Below are 13,403 nucleotides of genomic sequence, written 5' to 3'. Positions count from 1 at the left end.
GCACATTTATTGATGTTTTTGTACAACTATTTTTAGATTTTTAATAAAAAGTTTGGTAAAATTTAATGATGATATAAAAGTAGGAGGTCACCAATGACAAACATATCAAATGATCAAGTAAAGCATGTTGCGCATTTAGCACGACTTGAAATTACTGAAGAAGAAGCAACAAAGTTCAGCTCTCAATTAGAAGCCATTTTAAATTTTGCAAATCAATTAGAAGAAGTAAATACTGATGATGTTGAACCAACATTCCACGTACTAGATCTTCAAAATGTATTGCGTGAAGATGTTGCTTCAATGAGCTTAACACAAGAAGAAGTTTTATCAAATGCGAAGAATATCGAAGATGGACAATTCAAAGTGCCATCAATTATTGATGGAGGAGAATAAGTATGTCATTAAGATATGAATCAATTCAAAGTTTATCAAACATGATTCAAAACAAAACACTTAAACCATCTGAATTGGTTGAAGATACTTTTAAAAATATCGAAGCAGATGATGCGAAAATCAATGCATTTTTAGCGTTAAATAAAGACGCAGCTTTAGAACAAGCAAAGGCTTTAGATAATCAAACACCAACTGGACGCTTATTTGGTATCCCTATGGGAATCAAAGACAATATCGTCACTAAAAACGTTGAAACAACTTGTGCATCTAAGATTTTAACTGGATTTAATCCTGTATACGATGCAACAGTAATGAATAAATTAAATGCTGAAAACGGTATTTTAGTTGGTAAATTAAATATGGATGAATTTGCAATGGGTGGTTCAACTGAAAACTCATTCTACAAAAAAACTGTGAATCCATTTGACCATACAGCAGTACCAGGTGGTTCTTCTGGTGGTTCAGCAGCAGCAGTAGCAGCAAGTTTAGTGCCATTCTCATTAGGTTCTGATACAGGTGGTTCAATCCGTCAGCCTGCATCATATTGCGGTATTGTTGGAATGAAACCAACTTATGGTCGTGTATCACGTTATGGTTTAGTTGCATTTGCATCTTCATTAGATCAAATTGGTCCAATGACACGTAATGTTGAAGACAACGCGACAATTTTAGAAATCATTTCAGGTCACGATAAAATGGATTCAACAAGTGCACCTGTTGATAATGTTGATTTTACTTCAACTTTAAAACAAGATATCAAAGGATTGAAAGTTGCCGTACCAACTGAATATTTAGGTGAAGGTGTATCTGAAGAAGTGCGTGCAAGCGTGAAACAAGCGATTGCTGAACTTGAAAAAATGGGCGCTGAAATTTCTGAAGTTTCTTTACCAAATTCTAAATACGGTGTAGCAACTTACTATATTCTTTCATCAAGTGAAGCAAGTGCAAACTTAGCACGTTTTGATGGTATTCGTTACGGTTATCAAACTGAAAATGCGAAGAACTTAGAAGAATTATATAAAAAGACACGTCAAGAAGGATTTGGCGATGAAGTAAAACGTCGTATTATGTTAGGAACTTATGCATTAAGTTCAGGTTACTATGATGCTTACTACAAAAAAGCACAAAAAGTACGTACATTAATTAAACAAGATTTCGAAAAAGTATTCGAAAATTACGATATTATTGTTGGACCAACTGCACCAACAACAGCATTCAATATTGGTTCACAAATTGACGATCCATTAACAATGTATGCAAATGATATTTTAACGATTCCTGTAAACTTAGCTGGATTACCATCATTATCAGTTCCTTGTGGTGAATCAAACGGCCGTCCGATTGGATTACAGTTAATTGGTAAACCATTTGATGAAAAATTATTATACAACGTTGCTTATAACTACGAACAAGTGTTTAACTTACAAGAACGTTATAAATCATTATAAGGAGAATATACTATGCATTTTGAAACGGTAATTGGACTAGAAGTCCACGTAGAATTAAAAACAGAATCAAAAATGTTCAGTAATTCACCAGCGCATTTTGGTGCAAACCCAAATACGAATGTCAATGTGATTGACTTAGGATATCCTGGTGTATTACCTGTTGTAAATAAAACGGCTGTTGATTGGGCAATGCGTGCTGCAATGGCATTAAATATGGATATTAGAACTGAAACAAAGTTCGACCGTAAAAACTATTTCTATCCGGATAATCCGAAAGCTTACCAAATTTCACAATTTGATGAGCCAATTGGTGAGAACGGTTATATTGATATTGAAGTTAATGGTGAAACAAAACGTATTGGTATTACGCGTTTACATATGGAAGAAGATGCAGGTAAATTAAGCCATAAAGATGGTTATTCACTTGTCGATTTAAACCGTCAAGGTACACCATTAGTTGAAATCGTATCTGAACCAGATATTCGTACACCTGAAGAAGCGTATGCTTATTTAGAGAAGTTAAAAGCCATCATTCAATATACAGGCGTTTCTGACTGTAAGATGGAAGAAGGCTCACTACGTTGTGATGCAAATATTTCAATTCGTCCTATAGGACAAAAAGAATTTGGTACAAAGGCAGAACTAAAAAACTTAAACTCATTCAACTACGTACGCCGTGGATTAGAATATGAAGAAAAACGTCAAGCAGAAGTATTATTAAACGGTGGCGAAATTCTGCAAGAAACACGTCGATTTGATGAGTCTACAGGTAAAACAATCTTAATGCGTGTTAAAGAAGGTTCAGATGATTACAGATACTTCCCTGAACCTGACTTAGTACCTTTATACATTGATGAAGCTTGGAAAGAACGTGTTCGTGCGACAATTCCTGAGTTACCAGATGTACGTAAAGCGAAGTATGTTTCTGAATTTGGATTACCAGCATACGATGCACACGTATTAACATTAACAAAAGAAATGTCAGATTTCTTTGAAGCAATGGTAGCACTTGGTGCGGATGCTAAATTATCTTCAAACTGGTTAATGGGTGGCGTGAACGAGTATTTAAATAAAAACCAAAAGGATTTATTAGAAACACAATTAACGCCAGAAAACTTATCAGAAATGGTGAAGTTATTAGCTGATGGTACAATTTCATCAAAAATTGCGAAACAAGTATTTGCTGACATGGTGGAATCAGGTAAAGCACCTAAAGTCATCATGGAAGAAAAAGGATTGGTTCAAATTTCAGATCCAGAAACGTTACGTGGGTTTGTAAATGAGGCATTAGATAATAATCCACAATCGATTGAAGACTTTAAAAATGGTAAAGGAAGAGCTATGGGCTTCTTAGTAGGTCAAATTATGAAAATCTCTAAAGGCCAAGCAAATCCTCAATTAGTAAACCAATACTTAAAAGAAGAATTAGAAAAACGTTAAACTGCCTTATTATCATTATAGGATTGGGACAAATGTCTCAATCCTTTTTTACAATGAATATAAATATACTTACTTGCGGTGTATTCATTGAGTTGATATATTTTTCTTAAAGGAGTGATTAAAATGATTGATATCCATAATCATATTTTGTTTGGTATTGATGATGGTGCCCAAACAGAAGAAGATACATTAAATATGGCAAGACGTGCTGTAGAACAAGGCATTACTGATATTATCGCAACACCACACCATAAAATTGGTGTATATGAAAACTTTGGACCAAAAATTATTGCGCTTACCGAAAAAGTTAATACATTATTACAAACACATCAAATCCCATTAAAGGTACATCCATCACAAGAAGTGCGTATATATGGAGATATGATTAAAGATTTAAAAGAAGGTATTGCATTACCTTTAAATTCTAATGCACCATATGTATTAGTAGAGTTCCCTTCACACGAAGTGCCAGTTTATACTGAGCAACTCTTTACACAAATGGCGTTAGAAGGTTATGTACCAATCATTGCACATCCAGAACGTAATAGTGAACTTCAAAAAAATCCAAATAAATTAGCGGAATTGATTGAACTTGGTGCGTTAGCACAAGTTACAGCTGGTGTCGTTATTGGTAAACTTGGTGAATACAATAAGCAAATTGCACATTTAATGATTGAGCATAATATGATTCATTTTGTTGCGAGTGATGCACATAATGTAACAACGAGAGATTTCTTTATGAAAGAAGCCTATGCTCATATTGAAGCGACTTTCGGTGAGGCAATCGTACAAAAGTTAGATGACAATGCTAAGAAAGTATTGAATGGAGAGAATATTCGTTATTCTAGTCCAAGAGAAGTCGCTAAAGAAGATAAAATTGAAAAATCAGATGTGAAAAAGAAGAAGAAAAAGAAAAAGTTTTTAGGGTTATTTTAAATATAATATAAACTAAATATTTGATGCAAAGTAACATATAAAAACCAATCGAATAAATTTGATATGCACCTCCAAAGTTGAAACTTATAAATCAACTTTAGGGGTGTTTATTTTTGAAAAATAGTATGAACTTTACTTTAAATTAGGAAAAAGTTTTAGGAACACGTTCAAAATTGTACAATATAGTCAATTTATAACTGGCTTTTAAAAATAAATCATATAAAATAGAATTTAATCAAGAAAAAATGTTTAACTCAATGTATTTTGGTAATAATATTATTATTTAATGCATTTTTCAAAGGGTTAACGACGTATTATTGTAAAATGTAGAAATTTTACATATTGTGTGGTAAAATACGGATAATATTTAAATAATAAAAAATTTTTCGTATCATCAATCAAAGTGCTACTAAGCATTTTTGGAGGAATTGTATGATAGAGTATTATAATGTCAAATCAAAGTATGAAGCCATGTTTATTGAGGAGTCTAAACAGCTAATTGAAATATTTAGAAATGAAATTGTTGAAATTCATCATTTTGGTAGCAGTGCAATAGGTGATCATACATTAATAGATTCATTAGATATATTACCAGTGGTGAAAGATTTATCACGTGTTTTAGAGTATCAAGAAGAAATGGAAGCGATTGGCTATCAATTAATCCATAATGATTTGGAAAAAGAACGTAATGTAATGTTTGTTAAATCGAGTGGTCAATTGAATACATATATCATCTTAGTGGAACGCCATGACTTCTATGCGATAGATCGTCGCTTAGCAGTAAGAGATTATTTACGTACACATAAAGAAGAACGTGCAGCTTATACAAACTTAAAAGTAAGATTGGCAAAACAATATCCAAATCAATATGATATGTATAAAAAAGTGAAAGACGATTATATTGCTAAGTTAGAACGTGTCGCTATTGAGTGGTATAAATTAAATAAACAATTTAATAAGTAATCAAATCAATCAACCAAAGGAATGAAAATTTCATTCCTTTTTTTGTACGTTAAAAATTGCATAATCAATTCGTTAATGTAAAATAAAAGTATTAACACTAATCAACTGAAAAGAGTGAGCATATGACAGCGATTAATATTGCAAAAAATGATAAAGATATCGTTTTAAATTTACAAATGGCGAATAGACACGGTCTTATTGCGGGTGCTACTGGTACTGGAAAAACCATTACTTTAAAAGTAATGGCAGAACAATTCTCAAAATCAGGTGTACCTGTATTTTTAGCGGATATTAAAGGTGATTTGGCGAGTATCGCAGAAGCTATAACGGTAAACGAGAAAGTTCAAGAGCGATTAACAAATCTTAATATTACGGATTATAATCCACAAACTTTCCCTGTACGTTTATGGGACATTTTCGGTAAAGACGGTACGCCAGTACGTGCGACAATTTCAGAAATGGGGCCATTATTGCTATCGCGTTTATTAGAATTAAATGATGTACAAACAGGCGTATTGAATATCGCATTTAAAATTAGTGATGAAAATGGCTTATTACTTCTAGATTTAAAAGATTTACAATGTTTATTAAAAGACATGGGAGACCATGCAGATCAATATTCAAGCCAATATGGTAATGTATCTAAACAATCAATTGGTGCAATTCAGCGTAAGTTATTAGAATTAGAAGGACAAAATGCTGAAGATTTCTTTGGAGAGCCCGCTTTAAAATTAAGTGACTTCATGCAATTAGATGCATCAGGTAAAGGTGTTATTAACGTTTTAATGGCAAATCAATTGTATACAAAGCCTGTATTATATTCTACGTTCTTATTATGGTTATTAACGGAGTTATTTGAAGAGTTACCTGAAGTCGGAGATATGGATAAACCGAAACTTGTATTCTTCTTTGATGAGGCGCATTTATTATTTAAAGATGCACCAAAATCATTTGTAACGCAAGTTGAACAAGTGGTACGTTTAGTTCGTTCAAAAGGTGTAGGGGTGTACTTTATTACTCAAAATCCAATCGATATTCCAGATGAAGTATTAGGTCAATTAGGTAACCGTGTACAACATGCATTACGTTCATTCACACCACGTGACCAAAAAGCAGTGAAGAGTGCTGCTGAAACATTTAGACAAAATCCAGAACTTGATGTTGAAAGTGTTATTGGCGAATTAAAGACGGGTGAAGCTTTAATTTCAACGTTAAATGAAGAAGGTCAACCAAGTATCGTTGAGCGTGCATTTATTAGACCACCTGAAAGTAAAATTGGAGTTATTGATCCTACTGTACAAAAACAAGTGCTTGAAGGTAATCCATTCCACCAAACGTATTTAAATAGTGTGGACCGTGAAAGTGCATTTGAAATGTTACAAAAGAAATTCGACGAACAAACGAAAGCACAAGCTGCTGCAGAAGAACAAAAAGCACAAGAAAAAATTGAAAAAGAAACGCAAAAGGCAAAAAAATCTGAAAAACCTTCAGAATTACAACGTGTTGCAACTAACATTTTATCATCAGTAGGCCGTCAAATTGGTCGTGAAATTGTAAGAAACATCTTTGGTGGTAGAAGACGTTAATGCGATCGATTGTGTATATTGTATTGATGTTACTGAATTTTGGTTTGATGTATGGTTTATTTATATATGAACATGACGGTACAATGAAAAAAGGGTTTCAAATTGGTATTGTTGTTGTAACATTTATTTTATTTAGAATGTATTTAAAGGATCGAAATATCCTTAAAAAACAGTGATTGAGGTTTACTTATGAGAAAACGTGCAAGAATTATTTACAATCCAACTTCTGGTCGTGAGTTGTTTAAACGATCATTAGCTGACGTATTGATAAAGTTAGAAGACGCTGGATATGAAACAAGTGCATATGCAACAAAGGCAGCTGGAGATGCTATTAATGCAGCACGCTTTGCAGTCGAAGAACGCTTTGATTTAGTGATTGCTGCTGGTGGTGATGGAACGATTAATGAAGTTATTAATGGTATCGCTGAACAAGAACATCGTCCAAATATTGGTGTCATTCCAATGGGTACAGTCAATGACTTCGGTCGCGCTTTATTAATTCCTAGAGATATTATGGAAGCGGTAGATGTCATAATTCAAGGTGATACTGTGCCGGTTGATGTTGGTAAAATGAACAATCGATATTTTATTAATATCGCAGGTGGTGGTAAAATCACTGAAGTGAGTTATGAAGCACCAAGTAAACTTAAGACAGTACTTGGACCACTTGCGTATTACGTTAAAGGACTTGAAATGTTACCAGAAATAAAAGCGACAGATGTCCGTATTGAATATGATGGTGAAGTATTTAGTGGCGAGGCAATGTTATTTTTAATTGGTTTAACGAATTCAATCGGTGGTTTCGAGAAATTAGTACCGGATGCATCGATAAATGACGGTAAATTTACGTTATTAATCTTGGAGAAAGTAAACTTTGCAGAGTTCGGACATGTTATGACTTTAGCTGCAAGAGGAGATCATATCAAACATGCTAAAGTGCATTACCATAAAGCGAGCGACATCAAAGTATCTTCTTTTGAAAAAGTTCAATTGAATGTGGATGGAGAATTCGGTGGTATATTACCAGCACACTTCGTGAACTTAGAACGTCATATTAATGTTTACAGTCAGCTTGAAGTCATCAATCCTGATAAAAAACATGAAATTAAAGAGCAATACGAAACTTATGAAGAAGAGTAATATACACTTCAGTAAATAATTGGATAATAAATAAAAAACCAAACGAAAGTATCAATTGATGTTGATTGTCATTTCGTTTGGTTTTTATTTTTTATATTTCATCCGTAAATGATTCTAACAATTCATCATATTCAAAGTTACGGTGTGAAGGATATAAACTTAACCCGCCATCTGCGACGATAGTTTGTCCCGTTATGTATTTACTTTCCTTACTTGCTAAAAAGGCGGCGACACTTGCAATTTCTTCTGGTTCTGCAACATAACCCATTGGCACAAATAAATCAGCGTCTTTTTTATCTTGTGCTGTTTTAAAATTTTCAGCGTTAATAGGTGTATTGACACTGCCTGGAGCGATATTATTAATGCGAATTTGTACGCGTGCATATTCTAATGCCAAACTTTGCGTCATTAATTTCACGGCACCTTTACTTGCGCTGTAGTGGGTGTAATGAGGCCACGGTATAATTTCATGCACACTAGAAACGTTAATGATATTGCCTTTAAACTTTCGATCCATAAAGTGTTTGAGAGCGAGTTGACAACCAATGAAAGTACCACGTAAATTGACATTGATGACTTTATCAAAGTCTTCGATAGACATTTCATGACTGACGATATCACTTTGAATGCCGGCATTGTTCACTAATATATGAAATGCACCAAAATGGTTAATCGTTTCATTAATTAAGTTCTCAAAGTCATTTTTATTTGTCGTATCTGCTTGTACCATAATTGCATCCACTTTTTTATCTTTAATCACTTCAATTAATGCTTTCGCTTCATCACTTCTTGAACGATAATTCAATACGATATTGACCCCTTCATCTGCGAGTCTTAATGCAATTGCTTTACCTATACCTGATGCACCACCTGTAATGATGGCTACTTTACCTTTTAAATCTTGATACATCATATCACCTCATTTTCCAATTACCCGATATTTACATCATTATGCAATATAATGTGACACTTCTAATGATTTTTTATAGAATAAAAGGGAAAGGTGGCATATTATGTATCAATTATCCATTTTAGCACTGAGCGATGTGCACAGTCATATCAGTTTATACGATTATTTTTTAAATCAAGCATCAATGGAAAATGGCTTAATATTAGCTGGTAGTAAAATGAGGGCAATAAAAAAAGAAAATGAACAAAAAGGGATATTAACACTTTGTTTAGACAATGGCGATGTATTACAAGGGAATATTATTGCAGACTATGCAGCATCCAATGCACTAAAGATTCATCCTATGGCAGAAATGATGAATCAAATTCCGATGGATGTAAGTACATTTGGTAATCATGAATTTAACTATGGATTAAATTATTTAAACGACTATATCCATTCAACAACTTTTCCAATTGTGAATTGTAATGTCTTCGATAAAAATAACGAACCATTAACACAATCTTATACCATTTTAGAACGTACATTCCATGATGGCACACCTATTAAAATTGGGATTACAGGTGTCGTACCTGAAGAAATATTGAAATGGGACAAAGCGCATTTAGAAGATAAAGTGATTGTTAAACCAATGATTGAAGCGCTACAACAAACAACACAGCAATTAAAAACAGCGGGTTGTGACTTGATTATTGGCTTATTACATACTGGAATGAATACAAGTGATTTAGAGAAAACGACAGGTGAGAACTTAGTTTATCAACTTGCTAAAAACAGTGATTTAGATGCTCTAGTATTTGGTCATACACATCAAATGTTCCCAAGCGATGATTACAAAGACTTACCAAATGTAGATATTGAAAAAGGGAAAATCTTTAATACTTTTGCAGTGCAACCCGTTTCATTCGGAAGTCATTTAGGACAAATTGACTTCGAGTTGGACTTTGATAAACAAAGTAAAAAATTCTCTATACAAAATGGACAAAGTAAAGTCATCCATTTAAAAGAAGCGGCACTGCAAATAGATGAAGACTTAGTAAAATTAAATCAAAAAACACATGAAGCATTGTTAGCTTATATCGCACAACCGATAGGACATACAAATGTTCCAATACAAAGTTATTTCTCACAAATTGCACCAAGTCGTGCGGTTGAAATTGTTGCTAAAGCTGGCAAACATAAATTTATGGAAATCACGAAAGAGATGGATTTAGGTAGTGAAGGGATTATAAGTACAAGTGCACCGATAAAAGCAGGACGTGATGGTATTTATGATTACGTCGATATTCCTGCAGGCCCGCTTACTTTAAAGGATGCAATTAGTATATACCGATTCCCAAATACGATGGCTGCATGTAATGTGACTGGCAAAGTATTAAAAGAATGGTTAGAATGGTCAGTATCGTGTTTCAATACACTAGATCAACCATTGATTTTAAAGGAAAATCAATCAACAGAACCAGGGTTTCCAAGTTACAATCAAGACATCTTTTACGAATTATCATATACAATCGATTTAAGTGTGCCAGCAAGATATTCTAACATTGGGGAAAAGATTAACAATACAAATCGAGTAAATGATGTTATATTTAATGGTGCACCTGTAAATGATGAAGCGATTTTTACAGTATTAACAAATGATTATCGATTAAGTTTTTGTCCAATATTACAAGATAATATGACGATAATACCAATAGAAACTTTAGAAGTAAGGCAAGTTGTCATTGATTATATAAAATCATATGGCTTAGATTTTGAACCTAGTATTCCATTTAAATTTAAACATAATGGTCCTTATCCATTTATTACAAGCCCAAATGCTAAAGAAGCATCTAATATACGTGCAACAAATCAAATGCATGGTGAATACCAAGTATTTGAAATAACGAACCAATAGGAGAACACATGAAACAAATTAATTTTAAGAAAAATGATGAATTGCAAGGGAAAGTTGTTGATTTAACACACGAAGGATCAGGTGTCGTTAAAATCGATGATTACCCATTTTTCGTCGAAGGTGCTTTGCCAGGAGAAGACGTTACCATTAAAGTCATGAAAGTCGGAAAGACATTTGGATTTGCTAGATTGGTATCGATTCAAACGGAAAGCGAAGATCGAGTTGCTGAAAAGGATATTAAAGGTCGACAAATTGGTACGATGACATTGCAACATTTATCATATCCAGCACAATTAAAGTTTAAACAGCATTTAGTAGAAAGTGCATTTAAACGTTTAGGTCACTTTAAAAACATTAAAGTCGCTGAAACTTTAGGCATGGAAGTACCTTATGAATACCGTAACAAAGCTCAAATTCCTGTAAGATCAGTGAATGGTATGCTTGAAACAGGATTCTTCCGTAAGAATTCACATCAATTAGTGCCAATTGAGAATTTCTATATTCAGCATAAAGCAATTGATGAAGCGATTGTGAAAGTGAGAGATATTTTACGTAAATATGATATCGTACCTTATAACGAGCGTAATCATAACGGGGAAGTGCGTCATATCGTAGTGAAACGTGGTCATTATACAGGGCAGTTAATGATTATTTTAGTAACGAACAAGAAGCGTCTACAAAATATCGAATCTATTACACATGATATTGTAAATACGATTGATAACGTGGAAAGCGTTGTATTGAATTTCAATAATCAAGAAGGTAATGCGATATTAGGACGTAATAATACTGTGTTACATGGTACACCGTATTATACGGATAAAATGTTAGGATTAGAATTTAGAGTATCTCCAAACTCATTCTTCCAAGTCAATACACCGCAAGCAGAAGAACTTTATAAATTGGCACTTGAAGCGGCTGATTTAAACGGTACAGAAACTGTGTTGGATGCTTATTGTGGTATCGGTACAATTTCATTAGCATTAGCAAAAGAAGCAAAACAAGTCTATGCAATGGAAATTGTCCATGAATCAATTAAGATGGCGAAACAGAACGCGAAACTTAATGGTATTGAAAATGCGCATTTTGAAACAGGTGCTGCAGATGAAATCTTACCGAAGTGGAGTGAAGAAGGCGTGAAGTTTGATGTTGCGGTTGTCGATCCACCTCGTAAAGGATTAGACGACGACTTCATCCAAACACTTATTAAACAAAATCCTAAAAAGATCGTCTACGTAAGCTGTAATCCATCAACATGTGCCCGCGACTGCCGTAAATTTGCAGATGCAGGATACAAAATCGAAACAGTGAAACCAGTTGACTTATTCCCACAAACAGCGCATGTAGAATGTGTTGTTAGATTAACAAAATAATATCATTGAAACACAGACCAATATGAGGTCTGTGTTTTTTTGTGAAGGTGTGGTAAAACAGGTTAAAAATAGTAACGACTGGCTAGTATTAACGAAATACTAGCCACCCAACCACAAAAGTCCTTGTTCAAAATTATAGGCATATCAATTATTATAAATTTAATCCCCATCATTATCTTCTTTCTCACAATTCATATATAATAAATTTACGAGTAAATAAAAGAAGTGATGAAATGGAAAGAAGAATTATTCATATTGATATGGATGCTTTCTTTGCGCAAGTTGAGGAAAGGGATCATCCTGAATATAAAGGGAAACCGATAATAGTAGGTGGACTAAGTCGTCATCGTGGTGTTGTTGCGACTTGTAATTATGCTGCACGTAAATTCGGAGTACACTCAGCAATGCCCACTTCACGTGCGCATCAACTTTGTCCAGACGGTATTTATGTGAAACCAAGGTTTGATGTGTATCAAGCCGTTTCTAAAATATTTATGGATATCTTTAAAAGTTATACCGAGTTAGTTCAACCGTTATCTTTAGATGAAGCCTATTTAGATATTACCCACCTTGTCAGAAGAGACTTAAGTGCATCACAAATTGCAATGCATATTAAACAAGATGTATATAACGCAACTAAGCTTACATGTTCAGCAGGAGTTTCATATAATAAGTACTTAGCCAAAATCGCATCTGGTATGAACAAACCGAACGGCTTAACCATTATTTCACATGATAATGTGTTAGACATATTACATCAACTTGATATTGGTGAATTTCCAGGTGTCGGAAAAGTAACGAAAGAGAAAATGACACGATTAGGCATTTATACAGGCAAAGACTTATATGAAAAAACTAAAGGTGAACTGACCGAGTTATTTGGTAAACATGGAGAAAGCTTGTACAATAAAGCTAGAGGTATTGGTACAGATATTGTGGAACCTACAAGAGTAAGAAAATCAATAGGAAAAGAAACCACATTTTCATATGACGTATCAGATGAAACATTCCTATTACAAAAACTCGATCAACTCAGTGAACGCGTCGCTGAGAAGTTACAAGAAAAGCATATGGTCGGAGATGTTGTGACGGTTAAAATAAAAACAACTGACTTTAAAACACATACAAAACAAACCAAACTCATGAACAAAACAGACCAACATCAAACCATATATCAAACAGCAGTGTTACTATATACAGAATTAAAAGACCCAAATGAAAATTTACGTTTAATTGGTATACAAATCGGGAATATAAATAATAAAACATACGAAAATTTAACCATCTATGATTTTCTATAAGCGAGGAAGTGTGAAA

At 33.6% G+C, this 13,403-nt stretch carries 12 protein-coding genes; 11 read left to right on the top strand and 1 reads right to left on the bottom strand.

Translation table 11 applies throughout. The annotated features are described in order from the left end of the window. Positions 1-93 precede the first annotated feature (93 nt). The 8 genes from gatC (at position 94) to ER639_RS08300 (ending at position 7,906) form a co-directional block, all read left to right on the top strand. Positions 94-393, top strand: coding sequence for an Asp-tRNA(Asn)/Glu-tRNA(Gln) amidotransferase subunit GatC (gene gatC, locus ER639_RS08330; RefSeq protein ID WP_129065328.1), 300 nt, complete (start codon positions 94-96; stop codon positions 391-393). Between the two features lie 2 nt (positions 394-395). Beyond that, complete coding sequence (gene gatA, locus ER639_RS08325; RefSeq protein ID WP_129065327.1) at positions 396-1,841, top strand: Asp-tRNA(Asn)/Glu-tRNA(Gln) amidotransferase subunit GatA; 1,446 nt, start codon at positions 396-398, stop codon at positions 1,839-1,841. A 12-nt stretch (positions 1,842-1,853) separates the two neighbouring features. Further along, a complete protein-coding gene (gene gatB / locus ER639_RS08320; protein WP_129065326.1) occupies positions 1,854-3,281 on the top strand; it encodes an Asp-tRNA(Asn)/Glu-tRNA(Gln) amidotransferase subunit GatB in 1,428 nt (475 codons plus the stop codon). A gap of 123 nt (positions 3,282-3,404) precedes the next feature. Then, entirely contained in the window at positions 3,405-4,217 is an 813-nt protein-coding gene (locus ER639_RS08315; protein ID WP_129065325.1) for a tyrosine-protein phosphatase, read from the top strand. Between the two features lie 432 nt (positions 4,218-4,649). Further along, complete coding sequence (locus ER639_RS08310) at positions 4,650-5,180, top strand: GrpB family protein (RefSeq protein ID WP_129065324.1); 531 nt, start codon at positions 4,650-4,652, stop codon at positions 5,178-5,180. A gap of 122 nt (positions 5,181-5,302) precedes the next feature. Next, on the top strand, positions 5,303-6,766 hold the full coding sequence (locus ER639_RS08305) for a helicase HerA-like domain-containing protein (protein ID WP_129065323.1): 1,464 nt from the start codon (positions 5,303-5,305) through the stop codon (positions 6,764-6,766). Next, positions 6,766-6,942: a hypothetical protein gene (locus tag ER639_RS12295; RefSeq protein WP_164993400.1), complete on the top strand. Its 177-nt coding sequence runs from the start codon at positions 6,766-6,768 to the stop codon at positions 6,940-6,942. The genes ER639_RS08305 and ER639_RS12295 overlap by 1 nt, the downstream gene beginning before the upstream one ends. Before the next feature lie 13 nt (positions 6,943-6,955). Further along, positions 6,956-7,906: a diacylglycerol kinase gene (locus tag ER639_RS08300; protein ID WP_129065322.1), complete on the top strand. Its 951-nt coding sequence runs from the start codon at positions 6,956-6,958 to the stop codon at positions 7,904-7,906. A 91-nt stretch (positions 7,907-7,997) separates the two neighbouring features. Here ER639_RS08300 and ER639_RS08295 read toward each other — a convergent pair whose 3' ends face one another. Next, positions 7,998-8,816, bottom strand: a complete 819-nt coding sequence (locus tag ER639_RS08295; RefSeq protein WP_129065321.1) for a glucose 1-dehydrogenase — start codon at positions 8,814-8,816, stop codon at positions 7,998-8,000. A 103-nt stretch (positions 8,817-8,919) separates the two neighbouring features. On the opposite strand from ER639_RS08295, the gene ER639_RS08290 reads away from it, so the two are divergent. The 3 genes from ER639_RS08290 (at position 8,920) to dinB (ending at position 13,387) form a co-directional block, all read left to right on the top strand. Continuing rightward, positions 8,920-10,713: a 5'-nucleotidase C-terminal domain-containing protein gene (locus ER639_RS08290; RefSeq protein ID WP_129065320.1), complete on the top strand. Its 1,794-nt coding sequence runs from the start codon at positions 8,920-8,922 to the stop codon at positions 10,711-10,713. A gap of 8 nt (positions 10,714-10,721) precedes the next feature. After that, positions 10,722-12,086, top strand: coding sequence for a 23S rRNA (uracil(1939)-C(5))-methyltransferase RlmD (gene rlmD, locus ER639_RS08285; RefSeq protein ID WP_129065319.1), 1,365 nt, complete (start codon positions 10,722-10,724; stop codon positions 12,084-12,086). A gap of 233 nt (positions 12,087-12,319) precedes the next feature. Then, the gene (dinB, locus tag ER639_RS08280; RefSeq protein ID WP_129065318.1) at positions 12,320-13,387 is read left to right on the top strand and encodes a DNA polymerase IV; all 1,068 of its coding nucleotides are present in this window, start codon (positions 12,320-12,322) and stop codon (positions 13,385-13,387) included. Positions 13,388-13,403: the final 16 nt, after the last annotated feature.

Source organism: Macrococcus sp. DPC7161 (assembly GCF_004117835.1).
GTDB lineage: Bacteria > Bacillota > Bacilli > Staphylococcales > Staphylococcaceae > SDSC01.
This window is presented reverse-complemented; position numbering and strand designations above follow the sequence as displayed.